20 protein-coding genes are annotated in these 23,623 nt (G+C 69.2%); 10 read left to right on the top strand and 10 right to left on the bottom strand.

Annotation, left to right across the window (positions count from 1 at the left end):
- Position 1: 1 nt before the first annotated feature.
- Positions 2-1,048 (bottom strand): hypothetical protein, encoded by a 1,047-nt coding sequence (locus E6O51_RS17245; protein WP_136386253.1) that lies wholly within the window; start codon positions 1,046-1,048, stop codon positions 2-4.
- A gap of 229 nt (positions 1,049-1,277) precedes the next feature.
- On the opposite strand from E6O51_RS17245, the gene E6O51_RS17240 reads away from it, so the two are divergent.
- Positions 1,278-1,826 carry a YaeQ family protein gene (locus E6O51_RS17240; RefSeq protein WP_136386252.1) on the top strand — a complete coding sequence of 183 codons (549 nt, stop codon included), beginning with the start codon at positions 1,278-1,280 and terminating at the stop codon, positions 1,824-1,826.
- 15 nt (positions 1,827-1,841) lie between these two features.
- Here the strand turns inward: E6O51_RS17240 and E6O51_RS17235 are convergent, their stop codons facing one another.
- The 3 genes from E6O51_RS17235 to E6O51_RS17225 are packed head-to-tail and all read right to left on the bottom strand — an operon-like array spanning position 1,842 to position 3,863.
- Positions 1,842-3,125 (bottom strand): DUF4175 domain-containing protein, encoded by a 1,284-nt coding sequence (locus E6O51_RS17235; protein WP_136386251.1) that lies wholly within the window; start codon positions 3,123-3,125, stop codon positions 1,842-1,844.
- Between the two features lie 58 nt (positions 3,126-3,183).
- On the bottom strand, positions 3,184-3,399 hold the full coding sequence (locus E6O51_RS17230) for a DUF2249 domain-containing protein (RefSeq protein ID WP_136386250.1): 216 nt from the start codon (positions 3,397-3,399) through the stop codon (positions 3,184-3,186).
- Positions 3,396-3,863: a hemerythrin domain-containing protein gene (locus E6O51_RS17225; RefSeq protein ID WP_136386249.1), complete on the bottom strand. Its 468-nt coding sequence runs from the start codon at positions 3,861-3,863 to the stop codon at positions 3,396-3,398. Before E6O51_RS17225 ends, E6O51_RS17230 begins: the two co-directional genes overlap by 4 nt.
- Before the next feature lie 160 nt (positions 3,864-4,023).
- Between E6O51_RS17225 and E6O51_RS17220 the strand changes: the two genes are divergently transcribed.
- On the top strand, positions 4,024-5,247 hold the full coding sequence (locus tag E6O51_RS17220; RefSeq protein ID WP_136386248.1) for an MFS transporter: 1,224 nt from the start codon (positions 4,024-4,026) through the stop codon (positions 5,245-5,247).
- Here the strand turns inward: E6O51_RS17220 and E6O51_RS17215 are convergent.
- Both E6O51_RS17215 and E6O51_RS17210 read right to left on the bottom strand, forming a co-directional pair.
- On the bottom strand, positions 5,202-6,122 hold the full coding sequence (locus E6O51_RS17215) for a UDP-2,3-diacylglucosamine diphosphatase (protein ID WP_136386247.1): 921 nt from the start codon (positions 6,120-6,122) through the stop codon (positions 5,202-5,204). The genes E6O51_RS17220 and E6O51_RS17215 overlap by 46 nt on opposite strands.
- Positions 6,123-6,167: 45 nt before the next feature.
- A complete protein-coding gene (locus tag E6O51_RS17210; RefSeq protein ID WP_269140108.1) occupies positions 6,168-8,423 on the bottom strand; it encodes a heavy metal translocating P-type ATPase in 2,256 nt (751 codons plus the stop codon).
- An 82-nt stretch (positions 8,424-8,505) separates the two neighbouring features.
- Here E6O51_RS17210 and cadR point away from each other — a divergent pair, with 82 nt between their 5' ends.
- From cadR to E6O51_RS17190, 4 genes are all read left to right on the top strand, one after another.
- The gene (gene cadR, locus E6O51_RS17205; protein ID WP_136386245.1) at positions 8,506-8,934 is read left to right on the top strand and encodes a Cd(II)/Pb(II)-responsive transcriptional regulator; all 429 of its coding nucleotides are present in this window, start codon (positions 8,506-8,508) and stop codon (positions 8,932-8,934) included.
- A gap of 46 nt (positions 8,935-8,980) precedes the next feature.
- Complete coding sequence (locus E6O51_RS17200; protein WP_136386244.1) at positions 8,981-9,319, top strand: hypothetical protein; 339 nt, start codon at positions 8,981-8,983, stop codon at positions 9,317-9,319.
- Positions 9,320-9,495: 176 nt separating this feature from the next.
- Entirely contained in the window at positions 9,496-9,930 is a 435-nt protein-coding gene (locus tag E6O51_RS17195; RefSeq protein WP_136386243.1) for a disulfide bond formation protein B, read from the top strand.
- Positions 9,927-10,577 (top strand): DsbA family protein, encoded by a 651-nt coding sequence (locus E6O51_RS17190; RefSeq protein ID WP_136386242.1) that lies wholly within the window; start codon positions 9,927-9,929, stop codon positions 10,575-10,577. The genes E6O51_RS17195 and E6O51_RS17190 overlap by 4 nt, the downstream gene beginning before the upstream one ends.
- Here E6O51_RS17190 and E6O51_RS17185 read toward each other — a convergent pair.
- Complete coding sequence (locus E6O51_RS17185) at positions 10,574-11,791, bottom strand: BaiN/RdsA family NAD(P)/FAD-dependent oxidoreductase (RefSeq protein WP_136386241.1); 1,218 nt, start codon at positions 11,789-11,791, stop codon at positions 10,574-10,576. The two genes, E6O51_RS17190 and E6O51_RS17185, sit on opposite strands and share 4 nt — an antisense overlap.
- Before the next feature lie 203 nt (positions 11,792-11,994).
- Here E6O51_RS17185 and E6O51_RS17180 point away from each other — a divergent pair, with 203 nt between their 5' ends.
- Positions 11,995-15,558 carry a DUF748 domain-containing protein gene (locus E6O51_RS17180; RefSeq protein ID WP_136386240.1) on the top strand — a complete coding sequence of 1,188 codons (3,564 nt, stop codon included), beginning with the start codon at positions 11,995-11,997 and terminating at the stop codon, positions 15,556-15,558.
- Positions 15,559-15,628: 70 nt separating this feature from the next.
- Here the strand turns inward: E6O51_RS17180 and E6O51_RS17175 are convergent, their stop codons facing one another.
- Complete coding sequence (locus E6O51_RS17175; protein WP_136386239.1) at positions 15,629-16,900, bottom strand: bifunctional O-acetylhomoserine aminocarboxypropyltransferase/cysteine synthase; 1,272 nt, start codon at positions 16,898-16,900, stop codon at positions 15,629-15,631.
- A gap of 227 nt (positions 16,901-17,127) precedes the next feature.
- Here E6O51_RS17175 and E6O51_RS17170 point away from each other — a divergent pair, with 227 nt between their 5' ends.
- A complete protein-coding gene (locus E6O51_RS17170; protein ID WP_211091447.1) occupies positions 17,128-17,520 on the top strand; it encodes a hypothetical protein in 393 nt (130 codons plus the stop codon).
- Between the two features lie 53 nt (positions 17,521-17,573).
- Here E6O51_RS17170 and E6O51_RS17165 read toward each other — a convergent pair whose 3' ends face one another.
- Positions 17,574-20,141, bottom strand: a complete 2,568-nt coding sequence (locus E6O51_RS17165; RefSeq protein ID WP_136386238.1) for an EAL domain-containing protein — start codon at positions 20,139-20,141, stop codon at positions 17,574-17,576.
- A 191-nt stretch (positions 20,142-20,332) separates the two neighbouring features.
- Here E6O51_RS17165 and E6O51_RS17160 point away from each other — a divergent pair, with 191 nt between their 5' ends.
- Both E6O51_RS17160 and E6O51_RS17155 read left to right on the top strand, forming a co-directional pair.
- A complete protein-coding gene (locus E6O51_RS17160) occupies positions 20,333-21,001 on the top strand; it encodes an AAA family ATPase (protein WP_136386237.1) in 669 nt (222 codons plus the stop codon).
- Positions 20,998-21,672, top strand: coding sequence for a hypothetical protein (locus tag E6O51_RS17155; RefSeq protein WP_136386236.1), 675 nt, complete (start codon positions 20,998-21,000; stop codon positions 21,670-21,672). Before E6O51_RS17160 ends, E6O51_RS17155 begins: the two co-directional genes overlap by 4 nt.
- 109 nt (positions 21,673-21,781) lie before the next feature.
- Here E6O51_RS17155 and pabB read toward each other — a convergent pair whose 3' ends face one another.
- Positions 21,782-23,569: an aminodeoxychorismate synthase component I gene (pabB, locus tag E6O51_RS17150; protein WP_136386235.1), complete on the bottom strand. Its 1,788-nt coding sequence runs from the start codon at positions 23,567-23,569 to the stop codon at positions 21,782-21,784.
- Positions 23,570-23,623: the final 54 nt, after the last annotated feature.

The raw sequence follows: 23,623 nt of genomic DNA, 5'->3' as shown, positions 1-23,623 counted from the left end.
GTCATTGATTCGGTTTTGCGCTCAGCACCCAACGATCGCCATCGAACTCCCAATACCCATCGCTGCTCCACACCCGATGGCCCTCCATGCCACCGGTGAACTCCGAGTAGCGCCGATCCCCCGGCGCGGCGAGCACGTCAACCGCAGCGGTGACGGCCCGTTGCAGGGCGTCGGGGGCAAGCCCTACCGCATCCGGCACCAGTTCTTCCAGCGCCGGCAAAGGGTGCTTCTTGATGAATTCGCCGCACAGCTTGGTTTCGATGGCTGCCTTGGCGGCCACCTCACGCATGCGTTGCTTCAGATCCAGCATTGCGCGCACGCGGGCCAAGGGATCAGCCGATTCGCCCGCGCAACGGGGCAGCAGGGCGGCACTCTTGCGGTACCAGATTTCGGCCTGGGCCAGGGACAGGGTCTCGGGCTGGGGTACGAAGTTGAGGAGGGGGAAATCCTTCAGTGGATAAACCAGGCGCTTCTTGACCGGCGGCGGGGCGGGTACGGAGGTCGCGCGGCACAGCACGTTGTTGACGACATACGAATCGCTGTCGATCAGGACAATCTCTTGCACCGGGACGTTCTGGAATTTTTCCCACTTGGGCGGCGGGGGCTCGATCTTCATGATCTCGGCCCACGGGCCTTTGGCGTCATTGATAGCCAGCTTCAAGACATGCCGACCCGGCTCCAGATCTCTGGCGGCAATCCAGCGCGCCGGAGCGCCACGCTCGTCCGCTGCCTGGACTTCTTGCCATTCGCTGAGCACCAACAAGGACCAGAACCTTTCCTTCTCGGTTCCCAGACGTGAATCCTCCTTGTACATGACTGCAAGCAGCTTCTGCCCAGCGTGTTCGATGCGCTGCTTTACCTTCGGAAACCGCCACTTGCTCTGGTCGGGGTCGAAAACGCGTAGGGCGTGGCGATTGCTCAGTTTCCCCATATCGACCTGTTTCTCGTAGCCAACCCCGATGGATGCCGTCACGTGCATACCGGTCGCAATGCCGGGCCGGCCTAAGGTGGCGGATGGATTCGTGGGTGAGGGAATGGGATCGGTCATCGGGGAATCTCCGTTGGTGAACGGTTCCGAGAAGAAGGAAGGCAGGGCTGCGCCAAGGCTGAAATCTTCGCACTGTCGTAGCAGCATGGAATATACCCTTTGCACGGGACCGTAGTCGCCTGATTGCCGAAGACATCCCGCGGATTGTCGGCAGCAGATGAATTGCTCGTGCCGATTGCCCGCCCGCGGCAGGACTGCCAGAATGGCGCCCCGTACCGGAACGCCCCCCATGGCCCTCAAGGCAACCATCTACAAGGCCGAGCTGCAGATCGCCGACATGGATCGCGGCTACTACGCCACCCACAACCTCACCCTGGCCCGCCATCCGTCCGAGACCGACGAGCGCATGATGGTGCGCCTGCTGGCGTTCGCGCTGTTTGCCGAGGAGGGGCTGGCCTCGGGCAAGGGCCTGTGCGTGGACGACGAGCCCGATCTGTGGCTGCGCGACCTGACCGGCCACATCCGGCGCTGGATCGACGTGGGCCAGCCGGACGAGAAGTGGATCCGCAAGGCCTGCAACCGGGCCGACGGCGTCGTGATCCTGAGCTATGGCCGCGCGGCGGACATCTGGTGGCAGGGCGTGCGCGACAAGCTCGCGCGCCAGGACAAGCTCACCGTGCTCAAGCTGCCCCCCGAGACGGCCCCGGCGCTGGCCGAACTGACCGAGCGTAGCATGCGCTTGCAGTTCACCATCCAGGACGGCCAGATGTGGGTGACCGATGGCCAGCGCACGGTGCAGGTGGAACCGGAAACCTTACAGGGCGGCCCGCGCGCCTGATCGCGGCCGCTGCGGTCAGCGCCCGCTTTCGCCCATGACCCGCCGCCAGCGCAGGGCGGTGCCGGCGAGATTCGCCAGTAGCCAGCCGAATTCCGCCGTCACCAGCAGCCCGGCGATGCGACCGGCCCAGGCGTGGCCCGAGGCCGCGGCCAGCAGCGCGGGCAGGGTGATCGCATGGAGCAGGAGTTGGCGGCGCATGGGGGCGTCGGGCAGTAGCTTCTTCATGTTGGGTGCCTTCACGCGCGCCTGGGTCAGGTGCAGCCAGGCGAGGAAGGGCACGATCTTGTAGAGCATGGCGGAAATCGCGCCGACGAAGCCGCCGTGCAACACCAGGACGCCCGCGGCGACGGGCCAGAAACCGTGTTCCAGCGAGGTGGCGGCCAGGGCACAGAGGGCACCCGCCGCGATGCTGAGCATGGCCAGTTGCAGCGTGCGGAAACCCGCGTCCGGATGCGGGCGGCGGGTGCGCCGCATCAGCCACAGCGTGGCTGCTGCGAAACATAGCGCGAGGGGCGCCAGCAGCCACGGGCCGATGCGCGTTCCGGCCGCGGAGCCGCCCAGGCCGAGCGCACTCCACAGAGCCAGCACCGCGAGCACCAGCGGCGCCCAGAAGCGCGTGAGCCAGGCCGGGTAGCTGGGCGTGATCTGGAACATGGGCACCACCACCCAGCTCGTCGCCGCCAGCAGCACGCCGCCCCAGCCCAGCCAGCCCCAGCCCGCGTGCAGGTTGGCGAGTTCCACCAGCGGCACGGCCAGGCCGCGGGACAAGGCCAGCACCAGCACGATGCCGAGCGCGCCGGTGACGGCGAGGCCGATCAGCGCGATGCGCAGATCGCGCCCGGTGACGCGGCTGGCCGCGCTGCGGTGCAGGCCGACGGCGGCGGCGCCGAGGAAGAGCAGGATGGCGGCGCCGAGCAGGCCGCCGCCGGCCTGCAGCAGGACGGGCCGGCCCGCCGCCAGGCCGGAAGCCAGCGCGATCGCACCGCTGCTCGCCAGCCCATGGACGCCGGCCGCGACGGGGCGGATCGCCGGAACGCTGGCGCCGGCCACCACCGGCAGCACCTGCATCAGCGCACCGAACATGACCAGCAGCATGAAGCCCACGGTGACGAGATGCGTCAGCGCGAGGGCGCCGGGCGTCCACCGCGAGGCGAGGGCTTCCGGCTGGGCGAGCAGATACAGCCCCGCGGCCACGCCGAACAGCGGTGCGGCGAGAAAGAAGGACAGCGGGACGTGGAAGGGCGGGGTGGCCTCGTAGCTGAGCGAACGCTGGCCGGCGCTCACGGCAGCACCCTGCATGCCACGCATTGTCCGGCCACGCTGAAGCGGGCCCCTGCCGGGGCGGTCGTACAGCGGTTCATAGGCCACCGATGCGCACTTCGACCGCATCGTCGCGCACCTCGTACTCGTAGCGCACGCCGTCCCGGTCCAGGATGCGCAGCAGCGGCCACGGCGTGCGATCCAGCAGCAGGGTGAGCACGGCCCCCCGGGGCAGGTCGGCCAGCGCTTCCATGGCCAGTTCGAAGGGTTCGGGCGGCTCCAGGCCGCGGGCATCCACCAAGCGGTCGCTCATTGCGGCAGCTCCGCGCCGGCAGCGCCGGCGAGCTCATGGCCGATGGCCAGTGCCAGGTCCTCGCGCTGCGCCTGCAGGTGGCGGTCGCACATGGGGTAGAGGATGTTCTCTTCCTTCATGTTGTGCTGCTGCAGCATGATCAGCAGGGTCTCGGCCTCGCCGGCATATTCGTCCATGTCGCGCTCGGCGATGGCCTGCTGCAGGCGGGCCAGCGCGGCGCGCAGTTCGCGGTGCTCCTCGCGCATGACCATGGTGGGGCCGTGGGTCATGCCGGTGGCCTGCTCGAAGCGGGGAAAGAGGATGGCTTCCTCGGCGCCGAAGTGGGTGTTCAGCGCGCGCGCGAACATGCCCAGCGCGGCGTGCGCGACCTCCCACTCGCCGCGCCGCGCGTGGCGCTCGGCGCTGGCAAAGGCCTCGTCGCATTGGCGGTGGTCGTGGGTCATCAATTCGGTGAGGGTGCTCATGGGCGTGATCTCCTGTGGGGTGGCCCAATTCTCCGAATCGGTCGGGCGACGGCCTTGATTCGAGTCAAACCGCCGGGACCATCTGCAACTGGGGTTTTCGGCAGTTCGGCCGTGCCCCGTTGTGGTGCAGAATTCGCCCTTCGATCATCGGGGGTGGCCAATGCGGCACGACGGCGGAGCGGGAAGCTGGGGCAGGATCTTCCTGCCGTTCGCACTGGGGTATTACCTGTCCTACCTGCTGCGCACGGTCAATGCGGTGATCTCGCCGGCGCTGACCGGCGAACTCGGCCTGTCCGCCGCCGAGCTGGGCCTGCTCACCAGCACCTATTTCCTGTCCTTCGCGCTGGCGCAGATTCCGGTGGGCATCGCGCTGGACCGCTACGGGCCGCGCCGGGTCGAGGGCGGGCTGCTGGTGCTGACCGCGCTCGGGGCGGTTGCCTTTGCGCTGGGCGATTCCCTCGGTACGCTGGGGCCGGCGCGCGCGCTGATCGGCCTGGGGGTGTCGGCCTGCCTGATGGGGGCGCTGAAGGGCTTCGCCATGTGGTATCCGGCCGAGCGCCAGAGTTCCATGACCGGCTTCATCATGGCCGCGGGCGCACTGGGCGCGCTGACCGCCAGCGCGCCGGTGGAGGCGGTGCTGCCGGTGCTGGGCTGGCGCGGGGTGTTCTGGATCGTCGCCGCCATCGCGGCGGGCATTGCAGCGTGGATCTTCCTGTCGCTGCCGGACGAGGCCAGCCATGGGTCGAAAGACGGCCTCGCCCAGGCGCTGCGTTCCGTGGCCGGCATCTACACGTCCCGAGGTTTCCTGCGCTTTGCCGGCTCGGCGGCCCTGTTCACCGGGGGCTTCATGGCGCTGCAGAGCCTGTGGGCGGTGCCGTGGATGATGCACGTCAACGGCCTGACCCTGGAACGGGCTGCCGCGCTGCTGCTGGCGCTCAATTCCGGCATGCTCGCCGGGCAACTCGGCATCGGTGTGTTCGGCGTGCGCATGGCTCGCGCCGGGGTGCGTCCGGTCAACCTGCTGCAGGCCGGCTATGCCGGCATGCTTGCGGTACAGGTGCTGATCCTGCTGGACTGGGGGCCGCATGCGCCGCTGTGGTTCCTGCTCGGCGCCCTGTCTGCGGTGAATTCGCAGACTTATCTGGCCGCCTCGGCTTATTTCCCGCGGGAGGTGTTCGCACGCGTCAGCACCTCGGTCAACCTGATGGCCTTTCTGGGTGCATTCGCCGTGCAGTGGGGGCTGGGGCTGGCGCTCGATGCCCTGCAGGCCGCCGGCCACGGCACCGCGGGCGCGCTGACGATCGCCTTCGTGGGGCTGATCGCGCTGCAGGCGCTGAGCTATCTGCCGCTGTTGCCCGCGTCCGGGCGGCGCAGCAGGAACTGAGGAATGGCGGCGGACAGGGTGGGTGAATCCGGGATAGCGGCGAGGGCGTTTTCCGCGAGTTCGGGGATTTCCGTGGGCGGCGCGGCCGGCCTGCCGGCACGCAGCGCGTCCGAACGGTGCCCGCGCCATTCGATGAGTTCCAGGCGGCCGTCCAGGTGTTCGACGATGGCCGTGCAGCTATCCACCCAGTCGCCGCAATTGACGTAGGTGAGGCCGTCCACCTCGCGCATCGACGCCCAGTGGATGTGGCCGCAGATCACACCGTCCACGCCGCGCTCGCGGGCGCCGTGGATCACCGAGTCCTCGAAGTCGAAGATGAAGCTCACGGCGGTCTTGACCTTGCGCTTGGCGTAACCGGCCAGCGACCAGTAGCCGGAGATGCCCAGCCGGCGGCGCGCCCGGGACAGCCAGCCGTTGATCCGCACCAGCACGTTGTAGGCCACGTCGCCGATCACCGCGACCCAGCGGTGGTAGCGGGTGACCTGGTCGTATTCGTCCCCGTGCAGCAGCAGGTAGCGCCGCCCGTCGGCGGTGCGGTGGATGTAGTCGTGTTCCAGGCGGATGTCGCCGAAGGTGATGCCCACGTATTCCCGCAGGGCCTCGTCGTGGTTGCCGGGCACGAAGATCACCTGGGTGCCCTTGCGCGCGGCGCGCAGGATCTTCTGCACCACGGTGTTCTGCGCCGGCGTCCAGTGGATGCCCCGGCTCATGGCCCAGAAGTCCACGATGTCGCCGATCAGGAAGAGGTTGTCGGATTCGTGGTGGCGCAGGAAATCGAGCAGACGGTCCGCCTGGCATCCCCGCGTACCCAGGTGGATGTCGGACATGAAGATCGAGCGGACCTTGAGGGGCTCGGGGTGTTCGGCGCTTTTCATCGCCGCCTAGCCTATGGCGGCGGCGTGACAGGCCGATGACAGACCCTAGTCCGCGCGCAGCAGGCGCAGGCCGTTGGCGACCACGATCAAGCTCGCTCCCATGTCGGCGAACACCGCCATCCACATGGTGCCCAGGCCAGCCAGCGTGAGCGTCAGGAAGACCGCCTTGATGCCGAGCGCGATGGCGATGTTCTGCACCAGCAGCCCGTGGGTGCGGCGCGACAGGCGGACGAACTCGGGCAGCTTGCGCAGGTCGTCGTCCATCAGGGCCACGTCGGCGGTCTCGATGGCGGTGCCGCTGCCGGCCGCCCCCATGGCGAAGCCGATGTCGGCGCGGGCCAGCGCGGGCGCGTCGTTGATGCCGTCGCCCACCATGCCCACCGCGGTCCCGGTGGCGGCGTGCGCGGCGATGCGCGCCAGCTTGTCTTCCGGCAGCAGGTCGCCGTGGGCCTCGTCGATGCCGACCTGGGCGGCGATGGCGCGGACGGTGCGGCCGTTGTCGCCGCTCAGCATCAGGGTGCGGATGCCGAGCCCGTGGAGGTCGGCGATGGCGGCGCGGCTGCTGTCCTTGACCGTGTCGGCCACGGCGAACAGCGCATGGGCGCCGTCGTCCTCGGCGGCCAGCACCACCACCGTCTTGCCTTCGGCTTCCAGGGCGTTGAGACGGGCTTCCAGCGCCCCTTCGCACAGGCCCCGCTCGTGGATCAGGCGGTGGTTGCCGAGCAGCCAGGCCCGGCCACCGATGACCCCGCGCACGCCGCGCCCCGGCAGGGCCTCGAATTCCGCCACTTCCGCTGGCTCCAAGCCATCGGCCCGCGCCGCCTCGGCCACCGCATGGGAAACCGGGTGATCCGAGCGCGCGGCAAGGCCGGCGGCCAGCCGCCGGGCGGTGTCCGCATCCAGCCCGGAAAGCAGGGCGAAGTCGGTCTGCGCCGGCTTGCCGTGGGTCAGGGTGCCGGTCTTGTCCAGGGCGATCCAGCCGAGTTCGCGGCCGCGTTCCAGGTACACCCCGCCCTTCACCAGGATGCCCCGGCGCGCGGCGGCGGCCAGGCCGCTGACGATGGTCACCGGGGTGGAGATCACCAGCGCGCAGGGGCAGGCGATCACCAGCAGCACCAGCGCCTTGTACACCCAGGGCAGCCATTCGCCGCCGAACAGCAGTGGCGGCAGCAGGGCGACCGCGAGCGCCACCGCCAGCACCGCCGGGGTATAGACTCGGGCGAAGGCGTCCACGAAGCGCTGGGTCGGCGCGCGCGCGCCCTGGGCGGCCTCGATGGCGTGGATGATGCGCGTCAGGGTACTGTCGCCGGCGCGCGCGGTGACGGTGTACTCGAAGGAACCGGTTTCGTTGATCGTGCCGGCGAATACCGGATCGCCCTCGGCCTTGTCCACCGGCAGGCTCTCGCCGGTGATCGGGGCCTGGTTGATCGTCGACCGCCCGCTCGCCACTTCGCCGTCCAGGGCGATACGCTCGCCGGGGCGCACCCGCACGCGTGCACCGATGTCCACCCCGCGCGCGGGCACGGCGCGCCACGCGCCATCGGGCTGCAATACGGTGGCTTCCTCCGGCGCGAGTTCGATCAGGCCCCGGATGGCGTTGCGCGCCCGGTCCAGGGAGCGCGCCTCGATCAGTTCGGCGATGGTGAACAGCGCCATCACCATCGCCGCCTCCGGCCACTGGCCGATCAGCAGCGCACCCGTCACCGCGATGCTCATCAGCGCGTTGATGTTGAAATTGCCGTGGCGCACCGCGATCCAGCCCTTGCGGAACATGCCCGTGCCGCAGGCCAGCACCGCGATCACCGCCAGCACGGCGGAGACCCACTCCGGCGCCTCCAGCCAGTGCGCGGCTTCCGAACCGAGCGCCGCCACGCAGGCGAGCGCCAGGGGCCACCAGGGCTCGGGCGGTTCTTCCACGGCGGCCGGAGAGGCACCGTCCGCCAGCGGTTCCGGCGTGAAGTCGAGGGAGCGGACGGCGTCGAGCACCGCGTCCAGGCGCTCGGGCCGGTGATCCACGGTGAGCACGCGGCCCATCAGGTCGAATTCCAGGCCGCCCACGCCCGCCAGGCCGCCGAGCTTCTTGCGCAGCAGCGCTTCCTCGGTGGGGCAGTCCATCTGCCGGATGCGGATCGGCGTGCGCACCTCGCCCGCCGCCAGGGGGCGGTTCCCGTCTGCGCGCGCCGGAGGAGGCGCTTCCCCGCCGCAACATGCGGCCACGGGGTGGTCCGCGCAGCAACCCGCTGCCAGGTCCTGCACACTGCCGCAACACGAATGGTCGGCGCGGGAATCGGGGGCATTCATGGCGTGTTCCGGATGGATCGATGGAACCATTGCACACCGTGAAGCTACTATAGGGTCAACCCTCTTCTGACGGAGCATGTTCATGAAAATCGGCGACCTGGCGCGTGCCGCCCAATGCACGGTGGAGACCGTGCGCTACTACGAGCGCGAGGGCCTGCTGCCGCCTCCCGCGCGCACCGCGGGCAACTACCGCGACTACGGCCAGGAACACGCGGAACGCCTGCGCTTCATCCGCAACTGCCGCGCCCTCGACATGAGCCATGGGGAAATCCGCAGCGTGCTCGCGCTGGCGGATCAGCCTTCGGCCTGCTGCGGCGCGGTCAACGACGTGTTCGACCAGCACATCGCCCACGTGGCCGAGCGCATCCGCGAACTGGAACACCTGCGCCGCTCGCTCCTCACCCTGCGCGAACGCTGCCGGCGCGAACGGACCGTGGAGGACTGCGGCATCCTGCAGGGCCTTGCCGAAATGGAAAGCGGGCCGCCAGGACGCCACACCCACCTGGGCTGAGGCGCGCTTGCCCCGCGCCAACGCCCTCTGCTAGGCTGCACCGCCCATGAGACGCTTGGTGTCCATCCTCTTCGTCCTGCTTATGCCCCTGCAGTCCGCGCTGGCGGCACTGGACGCCTGCTGCGCGCTGGACGCGGAAGGGCGCGCGGCCGCCGCCTGCGTCGATGCCTGCCACGGCGGTGAGGCAGGGGGCGACCCCGGCTCGCGCACCCATCAGGACTGCCATCCCTGCCACCTCGGCCACGCCGCCATCGTCGCGGCCCTGCCGGCGATGCCGCTGCCCGCGCGGGTGGAGCTCCTGTCCTCCGTCCCCGCCGGCGCACCCGCCTTCCGCCCTCCGGCGAGGCCGGAGCGGCCCAAATGGGGCGCCGCCGTCCCCGCCTGAGTCCCCGGCCCGCCGCCTGACGCGGCGCACGCCGTCCCCGGCCTTCCGTACTGCCGCGAACCACCGTGCTCGGCATGGGCGGCCGTCCCGCGAGGCCCCCGAGCGAACACCCCCGGAGATGCCATGAACTTCCCGGTCCCCCCCCATTCCGCCGTGCCGGCACGGCCGTGTGCGGCATGAGCGCCGCCACGACCTCCTCGCGCGCCTGGCTGCTGCTTTTCGCCGCCTGGCTGGTGGCCAGCGTGTCCACGCTGGGCGCCCTGTTCTTCAGCATGGTCATGGAGCGCCCACCCTGCGTGCTGTGCTGGTACCAGCGCATCTTCATGTTCCCGCTGCCGCTGGTGCTCGGCGTGGGCCTGCTGCCCTTCGATCCGCGCGCGGTGCGCTATGCCCTCCCGCTGGCGGTGGCCGGCTGGCTGGTCGCGGCCTACCACTGCCTGCTCTACCTCGGCTTCATCCCCGCCGGCCTGCAGCCCTGCACCCAGGGCGTGTCCTGCGCGGACGTGCAGATCGAGCTGGCCGGCTTCGTGACCATTCCGCTGCTGTCGCTGTTCGCCTTCACCCTCATCGCCGCGCTGCTCCTGGCCGCGCGCAAAGGTACTCAAACATGAATCGCACTCTCATCGTGATCGCTGCCGCCGCCGTGCTGATCGCCGGCTTCGCCGCCGGCGCCTACTGGTACAAGAACGCACAGACCGTGCAGCGCGCCGAGGTCGTCCGGCAGCACCAGGGCGCCCTCAGCCGCCCCGGTTCGCCCTCCCTGGGACCGCTGATGGCGCGCGCCCAGGTCACCGAGTTCTTCGACCCCGCCTGCGAGGCTTGCCGGGCCTTCTACCCTTACGTGAAACAGATCACCCAGGCCCATGCCGGCAAGGTGCGCCTGACGCTGCGCTACGCCGCCTTCCACAACGGTTCCGATTACGTGGTGAAGGTGCTGGAAGCGGTGCGCATGCAGGGCGACGAGCCGTACTGGCGGGCGCTCGAAGCGATCCTCGACGCTCAATCGGTGTGGGCCGACCACGGCCGGCCGCAGCCCCAACTGGTGTGGAAATTCCTCGACGGGCTGGGCATCGACCTGGAGCGCGCACGGCGCGACATGGAAGACCCGCGCATCGCCGCGCTGCTCGCCCAGGATGCTGCCGACATCGCCGCGCTGCGGGTGCGCCAGACGCCCACCTTCTTCGTCAACGGTCAGCCGCTGCGGGATTTCAGCCCCGAGGGCCTGAACGCGCAGATTCTGGACGCCCTGGCGCCCTAGACGACCTGCGCCGCCGCGTGTCCCGACGACCACGCCCACTGGAAGTTGTAGCCGCCCAGGTGGCCGGTGACGTCCGTCACCTCGCCGACGAAGTACAGCCCCGGACAGGCGGCGGCCTCCATGGTGCGCGAGGACAGGGCGCGGGTATCCACTCCGCCCAGGGTGACCTCGGCCTTGGCGTAGCCCTGGGTGCCGGACGGCGCCAGCGGCCAGGCTACGAGCGTGTCGGCGATCTCGGCGAGTTCGCTGCTGCGGAACTGCTGGAGGGGCCGGTTCCAGCCGTGCAGTTCGCACCAGGCGTGGGCGAAACGGCGCGGCAGGCGTTCGGCGAGCAGGTTGGGCAGCAGTGTGCGCGCCTGGGCATGCTCGGCGAGCCAGGCGCGGGCGTCGGTGCCGGGCAGCAGGTCGAGCGTGACCGGCGCGCGCTCGCCACCCTCGTAGGCCTGCGCCTGCCAATAGCTGGACACCTGCAGGATGGCCGGGCCGGACAGGCCGCGGTGGGTGATCAGCACCGCCTCGCGGAAGCGGCCGCCGTGGCAGCTCGCTTCCGCCTCGAAGGAAGCCCCGGACAGCGGCGCCAGGCGGGCCAGCGTCTCCGGCGGCAGCGTGAGCGGCACCAGGGCAGGGCGGGGCGGCACCACGGGCAGGCCGAACTGCTCCGCCGCCTTGTAGCCGAAGGGCGTGGCGCCGATTTTCGGGATCGACAGCCCGCCGGTGGCGATCACCAGGCTTGCGCAGGCCAGCGCGCCGTGGGCGGTATGCACCAGGTAGCGTTCCGCGTCCGCGGATTCCTGGCCGGCGATGCGCTCGATGCGCTGCACCGCCAGCGGCATGGCCCAGGCCACGCCGCCGTCCTCGCATTCGGCGCGCAGCATGTCGATGATCCGCTGCGCGGAGTCGTCGCAGAAAAGCTGGCCGTGTTCGCGCTCGTGCCAGGCGATGCCGTGGCGTTCCACCAGGTCGATGAAATCCCGCGAACCGTAGCGCGCCAGCGCCGAGCGCACGAAGTGCGGATTGCGCGACAGGTAGTTCTCCGCGCCCACCCGCAGGTTGGTGAAGTTGCACCGCCCGCCGCCGGAGATGCGGATCTTCTCGGCCAGGCGCTCGGCGTGGTCCAGCAGCAGCACGCGGCGGCCGCGCCGGCCGGCGAGCCCGGCGCACATCATGCCGGCCGCGCCCGCGCCGATGACGATCACGTCGTAGGTCTGCCGCATCGTCGTGATGGTCCGAGTGCAATGAAAGCGCGCGAGCTTACGCGCAGGAATCCGCACCCGCAAACATTTATTTACACCTCGGCGGCCCGCTTTTGAGCCCCGGACCCTGATAGATTTCGCGGTTTGCGTGGACGGACCGGCGTAGCATCCTGCCGTTCGAACCGCTCTTCGCCCACGCCGCCTGTACAACCCCGGAGTCGCCGATGCCCTCGCCTGCTGCCCTGGCCAACCGCCTGCGGCCCTCGCGCAAGCTGCTGAACTGGTCCGCCGCGCTGGTGGCGGCCTATGCGTTGTGTGGTTTTCTCCTGGTGCCGCAACTCGTGCGCGGGCACGGCGAACGCCTGCTGAGCGAGGCCACCGGGCGGCGGGTGAGCATGGACGTGGTCCGCTTCAACCCATTCACCCTCGCGCTGACCGTCGAAGGGCTGAGGGTGGCGGAGGCCGGCCGGGGCTTGACGGCCTTTTCCCTGGGCAGCCTGTACGCCAATTTCGAGATCGAATCCCTGCTGCGGCGCGGACCGGTGCTGCACGAACTGCGCATCCGGCAGCCGAACCTGAAGGTGGTGCGGTACGACGACGGCCGCTACAACTGGAGCGACGTGTTCGAACGCCTCGGCGCGGGCGGGGATGAGGCTGCTGCGGAGGAGGCGGCCGAACCGGCGCGCTTCTCGGTCGGCAACATCCAGCTCGAAGGCGGGGCGGCCGTCTTCGACGACCAGTTGGCGGGCGTGCGCCACGAAATCGGCGACCTGGTGCTGAATCTGCCTTTCGTTTCCAACCTGCCGGTGAAGGTGGACGTGTTCGTCGAACCGGCCCTGAGCGCCTCGGTAAACGGCCACGCGCTGAACCTCACCGGCAAGAGCAAGCCCTTCACCGAGGGGCGCGAGACCGCGCTGGAACTGACGCTGGACAAGCTGGAGGTCGCGCCCTATCTCGCCTATCTGCCCTTCGAGCCGGCCTTCGCGCTGGTGAGCGGGCACCTGAGTACCGAACTGCGGGTGGCCTTCGAGCAGCACGCGGACGGCACGCCGCGTATCGCCCTCAACGGCGAGGTGCGCCTCGGCGCTGTACAGGTAGACGATGCGGACGGCCGCCGCGTGCTGGGCTTCGACGAGTTTGCGGTGGAGCTGGTCGAATTGCAGCCGCTGGCCGGGCAGTGGCATTTCACCCGCCTGCGTCTGCAAGCCCCGCAGGTCGAGCTGGTGCGAGAGCGCGACGGCCGCCTCAACCTCGCCCGCCTGCTGCCCGCAGCTCCGGCACGCAAGGCGGCGCCGGCGGCAAAACCGGCGCCCGCTGCGGAGCCGTTCGATTTCCTCCTTGCCACCGCGCGCGTGCGCGACGGCGTGGTCGGTTTCGAGGACCGCGTGCCGGCCACGCCGTACCGCACCCGCCTGGAGGCGATCAACATCGACCTGCGCGACCTCGCCAGCGACGGCGAGATGCCCGCGGTGATCCGCGCCGACTTCCATACCGATGCCGGCGAAAGCTTCGATCTGCAGGAACAACTGCGCCTGACGCCGTTCGAGCTGGACGGCACGGTGACCATCGAGGCCCTGCAGCCAGTGCGCCTGAGACCGTACTACGCCGATGCGCTGGACAAGGGCGAGGTGCGCGACGGCCGGGTCGACGGCGTGGTGGCCCACAAGCTGCGCCTGAACGAGGGCGTGCCGGAAGTCGAGGTCACGGTGGAGAGCCTGGCGCTGCACGACGTGGTGCTGGGGCTCAAGGGACGGAAGGAAGCGCTGCTCCGCCTGCCCGAGGCGAGCGTGGAGGGCGCCGTGATCGTCCCGGCCCGGCGCAGCGTCGAAGTGGGCGCGGTGGCGCTGCAAGGCCTCGCCGTGGCGCTGGTGCGCGACCGCGAGGGCCGGCTCGACGCCCTCGACTTCGTTGCGCCGGCGCGCGACGCCGGCCCGGCCGGCAAGCCCTGGACCTGGATGCTCACCCGCCTGGGCACGGAAGACGGCAGCGTGCGCGTGGAAGACCGCACGCCCGGCAAGCCGGTGTCGACCGAGGCGGACCAGATCGCGCTCACGGTGGAGAAACTGGGCAATGCGCCGGGGAGCAGCGGCACGCTGGACTTGCGTTCGCGCATCAACCGGCGCGGCCAGCTCGCCGCCACCGGCAGCGTCGCGCTCGAACCCCTGAAGACCGCGCTGGAACTCGATCTGCGCGAAGTGGATCTGCTGCCGCTGCAGCCCTACGTGCTGGAGCAGACCAAGATCGCCATTTCCCGCGGTGCGCTGACCACGAAGGGGCAACTGGCGCTGGAGCAGACGGCCGACGGCAGCATCAAGGGGCGCTTCCGCGGCGATCTCGGCGTGGCCAATTTCGCTTCGGTGGACCGCCTCAACGCCAACGATTTCGTGCGCTGGCGTGCGCTGCGCGTGACCGGCGCCGATCTGGCCCTGTCGCCGTTCGCGCTGGCGATCCGCGAGGTGGCGCTGACCGATTTCCATACCCGCCTGATCCTGGACGAGCAGGGCCGCCTCAACCTGCGTGAGATTCGCCAGGAGGAAGGGCAGCAGGAGGCGTCGGCCGGGACGCCGCAGGAAGGGGCGGAACAGGCACCGGCCGAGCCGCCGCCCATCGCCATCCGCCGCATCGTCGTGCGGCAGGGCAACGTGGCCTTCAGTGACCGCTTCATCCGCCCCAACTACGACGCCAACATCAGCGGCCTCACGGGCGAGTTGACCGGCCTGTCCTCGGACCCGGCCACGCTGGCCAAGCTGGAACTGAACGGCAAGGTGGACCGCTCCGCGCCGCTGACCGTCAATGGCGAGTTCAACCCCTTCCGCGAGGACAGGCGGCTGGACATCGCCGCCGCGGTGAAGGACTTCGAACTCACCGGCCTGACCACCTATTCGGGCAAGTACGTGGGCTACGGCATCGAGAAGGGCAAGCTGTCGGCGGAACTGAACTACAGGATCGAGGAGCGCAGGCTCAGCGCCACCAACCGGGTCTTCCTCGACCAACTCACCTTCGGCCCGCCCACCAACAGCCCGGATGCGATCAAGGCGCCGGTGCAGCTCGCCGTCGCGCTGCTGCAGAACCGCCGCGGCGAGATCGACATCCACCTGCCGGTGAGCGGCACGCTGGACGACCCCCAGTTCAGCATCGGCGGGCTGGTGTTCCGCGCCATCATGAACCTGCTCGGCAAGGCCATCACCGCGCCCTTCGCGCTGCTCGGCTCCATGTTCGGCAACGGCGAGGAGATGTCCCAGCTCGCCTTCGACGCCGGCTCGCCAGTGCTGAACGAAACCGCCCTGGAGCGGGTGCGGCGCCTGTCCGAAGCCTTGCTGGACCGACCGGCGCTCAAGCTGGAGATCGCCGGCAGCGTCGATGCGGCGGCCGACCCGGAAGGGCTGAAGCGGACCCGGATGATCGAGCAGGTGAAGGCGGAAAAGCTCAAGGACATGATCAAGCGCGGCGTCGAGGCGCCATCGCTGGACGACATCCAGGTCTCCGACGAGGAATACCCGGCGCTGCTGCGCACGGTCTATCGCGACGGCGACTTCAAGAAGGAGCGCAATTTCATCGGCATGATCAAGGAGGTGCCGGTGGAGCAGATGGAGGCCGTCATCCTGGCCAACACCGCGGTCGGCGAGGACGAACTCGCCACGCTTGCCCAGCAGCGCGCCCAGGCGGCGCGGGACTGGCTGGCCGAGGAGGGCGGCATACCCGCCGAACGCCTGTTCGTGGTCGCGCCGCAGCTCGCGCCGGAAGGCGAGGGCGCCTGCGGGGCCTGCGTGCGGTTCTCGCTGAAGTAAGGGCGGGCAAAAAAAGAAGGCCGGCCGCCCCCCGCGGGGTGGGCCGGCCTTCTGCCGTCTACGTGGCGGATCAGACCGCGGCGAGCGCCTGTTCCAGGTCGGCGACGATGTCGTCGATGTGCTCGATGCCGATGGACAGCCGTACCATGTCGGGCGACACGCCGGCCTTGGCGAGTTCTTCCGGCGCGAGCTGGCGGTGGGTGGTACTGGCCGGGTGGCAGGCCAGGGACTTGGCGTCGCCGATGTTCACCAGGCGGGTGACCAGCTTGAGCGCGTCCTGGAAGCGGGCGCCGGCCTCCAGTCCGCCCTTGACGCCGAAGGACAGGATGCCCGAGGCGCGTCCGCCCATGTACTTCCGCACCAGCCCGTGGTCGGCGTGGTCCGGCAGGCCGGCGTAGTTCACCCATTCCACCTTGGGCTGCTTCTTCAGGTATTCGGCCACCTTCAGGGTGTTCTCGCAGATGCGGTCCATGCGCAGGGCCACGGTCTCGATGCCCTGCAGGATCAGGAAGGCGTTGAAGGGGCTGAGCGCGGCGCCGGTGTTGCGCAGCGGCACCACGCGGGCGCGGGCGATGTAGGCCGCGGCGCCGAGCGCTTCGGTATACACCACGCCGTGGTAGGACACGTCCGGTTCGTTGAGGCGGCGGAAGCGCGCCTTGTGTTCGGCCCACGGGAATTTGCCGGAATCCACGATGACGCCGCCGATGGAATTGCCGTGGCCGCCCAGATACTTGGTCAGGGAATGCACCACGATGTCCGCGCCGTGCTCGAAGGGGCGGCACAGGTAGGGTGTGGGCACGGTGTTGTCCACGATCAGCGGCACGCCGGCCCTGTGGGCGATCTCGGCCAGGCGCTCGAAATCGGTCACGTTGCCCAGCGGGTTGCCCACCGATTCGCAGTAGATGGCCTTGGTGCGCGCGTCGATGAGGCGGGCGAAGGCGTCCGGGTCGCGGTAGTCGGCGAAGCGCACCTCGATGCCCAGTTGCGGGAAGGTGTGGGCGAACAGATTGTAGGTGCCGCCGTACAGAGTGGCAGCCGAGACGATGTTGTCGCCCGCCTCGGCAATGGTCTGGATGGCATAGGTGATCGCCGCCATGCCGGATGCCACCGCCAGCGCGCCCACGCCGCCTTCCATCTGCGCCACGCGCTGCTCCAGCACCGCGGTGGTGGGGTTCATGATGCGGGTGTAGATGTTGCCCTGCACCTTCAGGTCGAAGAGATCCGCGCCGTGCTGGGTGTCGTCGAAGGCATACGACGTGGTCTGGTAGATCGGCACCGCCACCGCCTTGGTGGTGGGGTCGGGCTGGTAGCCGCCGTGCACGGCCAGGGTTTCGAGCTTCATCGGGATTCCTCCTCTTGTCATGGTGGGGCGGCAGTATAGTCCGCGGCCGGGCAAATTATTCATGACGGCACCGCTGGCTGCGAGTATATTCCTCTGTAATTACCCGAAACGGATAGGCCGGGCCGGTTTGTGAGCATTGGTTATTTCTCCTTGCGATCGCGGCATGGGTTCCCATAATCAAAGTTGCTGCAGAGCAGACGGCATCGCCACCAATACAAGACGAGACCATGGGCGAGATGACGACAGGAGGTGCGGAAATGGGGGTTACACAGCAGGAGGGAGTCCGGATCGCGACCTGGCTGGAACTGGCCGTCGCGCCGGAGTGGCGGCGGCGCAGTTGCAAGGTCAGGGTGCACGCGCTGGGCGAAAAGGACAGCGGCTGCTATGCGCTGTCCATGGACGGGCGCTGGCTATGCACGGGGGATGCCCAGTTGACCGTGTTCAAGGGCCTGGATGCAGCACTGCACTTTCTGAAGCTGGTGCGGATCGAGGATTTCGAGCCGGGCGAGGATGCCGGCATCGCCGAGTGCAGCGGTCAGCGTTTCTGCCTTTGTATCGGGCGTGACAACCATCTGAGTTCGTGCCCGGCCGGCTGCAGCTTCCAGCAGCTCAATTCCTGAAACGGCGTCGGCACGCCATGCCCGGAGCGTCCGTCAGGCCGTGCCGGGTGTGGTCATGTACGCACCGCTTCCGACATCGCCACCGTGCGGTCCGGCCGGCCGATGTAGTAGCCCTGGGCGAAATCGATGTCGAGTTCGCGCAGCATGTCCAGCACCTCCTCGGATTCCACGAACTCGGCCACCACCTTGATGTCGAGCGCCTTGGCCAGCGCGGTGATGCTCTGCACGAACACGCGGTCGCGTTCGCTGTGGAGCATGTTGGCGATGAAATCCCCTTCGATCTTGAGGAAGTCGAAGGGGAAGCGGCGCAGGTAGTGGAAGGACGAGAAGCCGGAGCCGAAGTCGTCGATGGCCAGGCCGAAACCCTCGGACTTGAGATCGGTGATGAAGCGTTCGAGCAGCGACAGGTTCTTCACCGTGTCGCGCTCGGTGATCTCGAACACGATGCGCTGCGGCGGGATGCCCGAATCCCGCACCACGGTGCGCAGCGTGCGGGCGAATTCCGACAGCACCAGCGCGCGCGGCGACAGGTTGAAGAAGATGTAGCCGTCGTAGTCGCTGTCGCGGATCTGGGCCAGCGCGGCCTCGATGACGATGGCGTCCAGGCGGTGGATGACGCCGATCTTCTCCGCGATCTCGATGAACTGGTCCGCGCGCATCAGCTCGCCGTTCACCTCCAGGCGGGAGAGCACCTCGACCGCCGCCAGGCGGTTGCCGTCCAGACCCATGATGGGCTGGAAGAAGGGGATCACCCGGCGTTCGTTCACCGCGGCCAGTACGGCCACGCCCATCTCCGAGACGTCGCGGAAGACCGCCATGACGTCCTCGGTGGAGGGCAGCGCGATGCGCTCCTTACCCTCGGCTTTGGCGCGGTACATCATGTTGTCGGCGAACAGGAAGAGATCCTTGGGTTCGGCCGCGTGATCCGGATACACCGCCAGGCCGATGGACACCGAACCGTGGATGTGTTCGCCGCCCGGCGTGGCTTCCACCGACACCGACTTGGCCGCCGCCAGCACGCGCTGGGCGATGGCGTAACCCTGTTCCACGCCGGCTTCGGGCAGCACCACGACGAATTCGTCGCCGCCGTAGCGCGCCAGGATGTCGCCGCCGCGCAGGGAGGCGTCCACCGCCTCGGCGAAGCTCTGCAGGAAGCGGTCGCCGGTGGCATGGCCGTAGTGGTCGTTGATGAGCTTGAAGTTGTCCAGGTCGATCAGCAGCAGCGTGCACTTGGCGTCGTGGCGCTTGCTGCGGCCGATCTCGTAGCCCAGCAGTTCCCAGAACACGCGCTGGTTGTAGAGGTCGGTGAGCGGATCGCGGGTGGCGTAGTACTCCAGGTCGCGTGTGTACTTGTGGATGGCCTTGATGGATCCGACCACGTTGAGCAGCGTGGACAGGATGCTGTCCAGCACCAGGCTGTGGGTATGGTCGGTGAGCGCGTCGGACTGCACGCCGATGCCGACGATGCTGCCGATGCGCGGGCGGTCCACGAAGAAGGACTTGATGCGCAGCACCATCGCGTCCTGTTCGTCGCGGCCCAGCGAACGCTTGCTCTCCGGTGCATGGTGATGGATGTTGAGGGTGGCCGGCGCGCCGAAGCGGGTGTCGGCGTGCAGCGTTTCGCGGATCGACTGCTCGATCTGCTTGCGCGCCGTGTCGTCGGGGACGAGGTACCAGAAGATCTCGATGTCGAACAGCTCGTCGTCGATCTGGAACACCGAGAACAGCACGTGGGCCTCGATGACGGCGTTGATGTCCTCCAGCAGGCGGCCCACGTAGACGCGCCAGTCGCGGATCACCTCGGAGGTGATGACGAATTTCTCCAGCAGGCCGATCTCGAACAGCAGGATGTCCTTGTCCACGGCCACGGCGCGCAGCTTGGTGGCCAGCGACATGATGGAGCCATGCACCTGGTGGAATTCGTCGAAGGTGTGGCGGTCCTCGTCCACCGCGAGATGGCGCAGGTCGTCGAAGCTGTTGATCGATTCCAGGCTGCGCTCCACCTCGTCCACGCTGCGCCCGATGCGGCGGCTCACCCACCATACCGCACCGACCGCGACGATCATGCCCAGCAGCAGGCTGGGCAGGGCGCTCAGATAGAAGCCGGTGCGCACGTTCCACAGCACGGCCTCATAGGGCTGGCGTACCTCGATCGCACCCAGCACCTCGCCCACCGCGGCGTTGTCGTGACAGGCCAGGCAGCGCTCCTCCGCCTTGAGCGGAAAGGTGCGCCGGAACACGCCGAACTCGGCCGAATCCGCCCCCTGGCCGGTGGCGAGCGTCTCGCGGGCGAGCCTGCCCGGGTCGGGCTGGTCGATCTCCCCGTAGCGCTCGATCACCGTGGGGCCCCGGTAGATCACCACCTGCAGCCGGTTGTCGTTGGCATCGGGCTGGCTGCCGTGTATACCGGCCAGAAAGCGCTCGGCTTCCTCCCGCGTCCAGCCGCGGCTCATGATCTCGTACATGGCGGAGAAGGTCAGCGCGGCCACGTCGTCGGCCTGCTGGCGCGCATGCTCGCTGAAAGCCCGGTCGAACCCCTTGCTGATGGCCCACCAGCTACCACCCAGGAAGACGATGCCGACGGCAGCCGAGGTGGCGAGGATGAAGCTGCGAAGTTTCATACGAGACGGAGCCGTTGCCCAAAATGGGCGAAAACATACCATCAGCGGGGTTTTCCCGCCACGAAGCGAAGCACGACTTTTGGGGTAGGACGTGACGCCTGCAACACTGCGCCGTCCGTCGCCCGAATAGCGATGCTTGCATCGCACGTCGTCGAATTGGATAATAAAGTAATACCGAATTCGGGGCATCCATGAAAATACCCGTCGCGATCGCACTGCTCTCGCAGAAGGGCGGGGCGGGCAAGACCACCATCGCCATGCAACTGGCCGCGGCGCTGAGTGCTGCGGGACGGCGCGTCGCAGTCGCCGATCTCGATCCGCAGGAGAGCGCGCTGCGCTGGGCCGAAGCCGCCAGCGGCGGGCCGCCGCGCGCGGAGCGGGTGTTCGCGGTGGCGGGCGCTGCCGGCGAAATCGCGTCCGCGGTGGACCGGGGTGCGGCAGGCTGCGACCTGGTGCTGCTCGACTGCCCGCCCTCGATCGAACATCCGCATACGCTCGGTGCGCTCGAACGCGTCGAACTGGCGATCGTGCCCATCGTGCCGGGGCCGACCGACCTGTGGTCCACGCGTGCGGTCGAGCGCCTGATCCTGCTCGTACAGCAGCGCCGCCCGGTGTTGCGCGCGGCGCTGCTGCCCAACCGGGTGCAGCACACCACGCTGGCGGGCGACGTGCTGGAAGTGATGCGCGAGTTCACGCTGCCGGTGATGCCGGTGGCGCTCGCGCAGCGCAACGCCTACGCGCAGAGCGCGGTGCAAGGCGGGTCGGTGTTCCACCTCGGGCGCGCCGCGCAGGCGGCGCGCGACGAAATGACGCGGCTCGCCGCCGCGGTACTCAAACTCACAGGAGCGAAGAAAGAATGAGCACCCCTCGCAAGACCCAGAGCGCATTGCGCGCCGCGCTGAAGCAGGAAGATGCCGCACTGGCCGAGCGCCTGCCGGCTGCACCGGCGGCCGGGAAGACCGCCAGGCCGGCTGCGAAGAAAGCTGTATCCGCCCCGGCTGCTGCGCAAAGCGCACCGCCGGCGGCACCGGTCGTGGCGGCACCGGCGGCCGTCACCAAGACCAAGGCTGCGGGGAAGCCTGCCGCGGCCAAGCCGGCGGCGGCGAAACCCGCTGCAAGAACCGTCGCCAAGGCCGCCGCGGCAAAGCCGGCCGCCACCAAGCCCGCGGCAGCCAAGGCGGCCGCAAAACCGGCCAAGGTGGCCAAGACCGCTGGCAAGACCGACAAGCCGGCCAAGGCCGCGCCTGCGGCTGCGGTGAAGAGCGCCGCGGCGAAGCCGGCCGCCGCCCCGGTGGAGACCGCGCGCAAGGACAAGCGTGAGAAGGTCGTGCGCGACTCCTTCTCCATTCCGAAGAGCGAGCACGCGCAGTTGAAGACGCTGCGCACCGCGCTCGCCAAGGTCGGGCGGATCAGCACCAAGTCGGAACTGCTGCGTGCCGGCCTGCAACTGCTGGCCGGCCGTTCGGCGGCGGAGATCGTCAAGCTGGTGGACGAACTGGCGGCGGTGCCCAAGGGCAAGAGCAAGAAGTAGGAGCGGGCTCGCCCGCGATGCGGCCTTCGTTTGTCCATAGGCCGCCATCGCGGCCAAGGCCGCTCCTACGGCATCGGGCAGAATGCGGCGAAGCCGTCGGCGAGGCGCGTCATTCTGCCGTGGGGCTGTACGCCAGGCTGACCTGCAGCAACCCGCGCAAGGCGTTGCCCAGATACAGCGCGCCGGCCGCGCGCAGGTCGGCGCGCGTCAGCACGCGTTCGCGGGCGCGGCTGCTTTCCAGCATGTGGCGGCGCCACACGCCGTCGAGCAGGCCGCAGGCGAGCGGCGGCGTCCACAGCGCGCCGTCGAGTTCCACGAAGGCGCTGCTGCGCGCGCCTTCGCACAGTTCGTCGCGTTCGTTGAAGTAGAGCAGGTCGAAGTGGCCGCCCGCGACGGCTTGCGCCAGTTCCCGGTCGTACAGCGCGCGGGCGGTGGTCTTGTGGCGCAGCAGCAGATCGCCGGCGCGCAGCGGGGTGGCCGAGACAGTCACGGTCGGCGCCAGCGGCGGTTCGTCCAGTGCCGCCGTCGTGATCGCGAAACGGCCGTCGGCTTCCAGTTGCAGGCGTACGCGCTGCGGGCCGGCGAGCCCGTGGGCGCGGGCGAGCAGGGCGTCGCCCACGGACTGCGGATCGCATTCGAAACCCAGGCTTTGCGCAGAGCGGGCGAGCCGTTCCAGGTGAAGCCGGAGCAGCGGGTAGGGCTCGGACGCGGCCGGCTCGCAGCGCAGGGTTTCGACGAGCGCGAAGCCGGGCGGCTCGCGCCGCACGAAGGCGCCCTTGAGGAGGCTCTCGCGCCACTCGTCCTGTGGGTCGGAATCCGCCACGATGCCGCTGCCGATGCCGAGCCGGGCGGCACCATGTGCGTCGATGGCGAGGGTGCGGATGGGCACGTTGAGGCGGAAGTCGCCGTCCGGCGCGAGCCAGCCGATGGCGCCGCAGTAGGGGCCGCGGGGCTCGGCTTCCAGTTCGTGGATGATCTCCATGGCGCGGATACGCGGGGCGCCGGTCACCGAACCGCAGGGGAAGAGCGCGCGGAAGATGTCGAGGAGGCCGGCCGTGACCGGTCCGGCGATGACCGTGGAAGTCATCTGCCACACGCTGGGATAGGCCTCCACCTCGCACAGGGCCTCCACGCGCACGCCGCCGGGCGGGGCGAGGCGGCCGAGGTCGTTGCGGATGAGATCCACGATCATGACGTTCTCGGCGCGGTTCTTGGCGGAGGCCGCGAGCGCCTGCGGGTCGGTCTCCCGCGGTGCGGTGCCTTTCATCGGTCGGCAGGTGAGCCGCGTGCCGCGGCGCTCGACGAAGAGTTCGGGGGAACGGGACAGCAGGTGGCGCTCGCCGTCGGCGATGAAGGCGCCGTAGCGCACCGGCTGGGCGCGGCGGAGGCGTTCGTAGAGGGCGAGCGGAGCGCCCCAGGTGCGGCCGGTGAGGGCGAAGGTGAAGTTGGCCTGATAGCAGTCGCCGGCATGGATGAGGGCGCGGATGCGGTCCACGGCAAGGCAGTAGCGTGTTTCGTCCAGCGTGGGGGCGAGATCGGCGAGGCCGGCCAGGCGCTCGTGTTCGTCCAGCGCGGCGAGTGCCTCGTCGAGATCGGCGGCCGTCTGTAGCGCGCTGCGCCGTTCGCCGCGGGCGAACACCCAGGCGGTCAGCAGCGGCCAGTCACGTTCCTCCGGCAGCAGCGGGGCGAGCCGCGGCTCCAGCAGGTAGCCCAGTTCGTAGCTCGCCGCCAGCGCCACCCAGTGCCCGGCGGCCCGGGCGGTTTCGATGGCGGCGAAGGTGGCGTCGATATCCGCGGCGCACTCGCACGCCAGGGTCTGCCGCAGCCCGGAGAGCAGCAGGTCGCCGGCGGCGTCCTGGTTGTCGTCGAACAAGGCGAAAGGCGGGGCGGGGAGCATGGCGCGGCGGTGAAGCGGGAAGAGGGGCGATGGTAGCCCAAAGCGCCCGCCCCG

The sequence above is a fragment of the Pseudothauera rhizosphaerae genome, assembly GCF_004801305.1.
GTDB classification, from domain to species: domain Bacteria; phylum Pseudomonadota; class Gammaproteobacteria; order Burkholderiales; family Rhodocyclaceae; genus Pseudothauera; species Pseudothauera rhizosphaerae.
Note: the sequence above shows the minus strand (reverse complement) of the source record. Positions and strands in the feature narration are given on the sequence as shown.

Excerpts from the sequence above, each read along its gene's own strand:
- E6O51_RS17245 (WP_136386253.1), bottom strand. The coding sequence starts at position 1,048 with ATGACCGATCCCATTCCCTCACCCACGAATCCATCCGCCACCTTAGGC.
- E6O51_RS17240 (WP_136386252.1), top strand. The coding sequence starts at position 1,278 with ATGGCCCTCAAGGCAACCATCTACAAGGCCGAGCTGCAGATCGCCGAC.
- E6O51_RS17235 (WP_136386251.1), bottom strand. The coding sequence starts at position 3,125 with ATGCAGGGTGCTGCCGTGAGCGCCGGCCAGCGTTCGCTCAGCTACGAG.
- E6O51_RS17230 (WP_136386250.1), bottom strand. The coding sequence starts at position 3,399 with ATGAGCGACCGCTTGGTGGATGCCCGCGGCCTGGAGCCGCCCGAACCC.
- E6O51_RS17225 (WP_136386249.1), bottom strand. The coding sequence starts at position 3,863 with ATGAGCACCCTCACCGAATTGATGACCCACGACCACCGCCAATGCGAC.
- E6O51_RS17220 (WP_136386248.1), top strand. The coding sequence starts at position 4,024 with ATGCGGCACGACGGCGGAGCGGGAAGCTGGGGCAGGATCTTCCTGCCG.
- E6O51_RS17215 (WP_136386247.1), bottom strand. The coding sequence starts at position 6,122 with ATGAAAAGCGCCGAACACCCCGAGCCCCTCAAGGTCCGCTCGATCTTC.
- E6O51_RS17210 (WP_269140108.1), bottom strand. The coding sequence starts at position 8,423 with ATGAATGCCCCCGATTCCCGCGCCGACCATTCGTGTTGCGGCAGTGTG.
- cadR (WP_136386245.1), top strand. The coding sequence starts at position 8,506 with ATGAAAATCGGCGACCTGGCGCGTGCCGCCCAATGCACGGTGGAGACC.
- E6O51_RS17200 (WP_136386244.1), top strand. The coding sequence starts at position 8,981 with ATGAGACGCTTGGTGTCCATCCTCTTCGTCCTGCTTATGCCCCTGCAG.
- E6O51_RS17195 (WP_136386243.1), top strand. The coding sequence starts at position 9,496 with ATGAGCGCCGCCACGACCTCCTCGCGCGCCTGGCTGCTGCTTTTCGCC.
- E6O51_RS17190 (WP_136386242.1), top strand. The coding sequence starts at position 9,927 with ATGAATCGCACTCTCATCGTGATCGCTGCCGCCGCCGTGCTGATCGCC.
- E6O51_RS17185 (WP_136386241.1), bottom strand. The coding sequence starts at position 11,791 with ATGCGGCAGACCTACGACGTGATCGTCATCGGCGCGGGCGCGGCCGGC.
- E6O51_RS17180 (WP_136386240.1), top strand. The coding sequence starts at position 11,995 with ATGCCCTCGCCTGCTGCCCTGGCCAACCGCCTGCGGCCCTCGCGCAAG.
- E6O51_RS17175 (WP_136386239.1), bottom strand. The coding sequence starts at position 16,900 with ATGAAGCTCGAAACCCTGGCCGTGCACGGCGGCTACCAGCCCGACCCC.
- E6O51_RS17170 (WP_211091447.1), top strand. The coding sequence starts at position 17,128 with ATGGGCGAGATGACGACAGGAGGTGCGGAAATGGGGGTTACACAGCAG.
- E6O51_RS17165 (WP_136386238.1), bottom strand. The coding sequence starts at position 20,141 with ATGAAACTTCGCAGCTTCATCCTCGCCACCTCGGCTGCCGTCGGCATC.
- E6O51_RS17160 (WP_136386237.1), top strand. The coding sequence starts at position 20,333 with ATGAAAATACCCGTCGCGATCGCACTGCTCTCGCAGAAGGGCGGGGCG.
- E6O51_RS17155 (WP_136386236.1), top strand. The coding sequence starts at position 20,998 with ATGAGCACCCCTCGCAAGACCCAGAGCGCATTGCGCGCCGCGCTGAAG.
- pabB (WP_136386235.1), bottom strand. The coding sequence starts at position 23,569 with ATGCTCCCCGCCCCGCCTTTCGCCTTGTTCGACGACAACCAGGACGCC.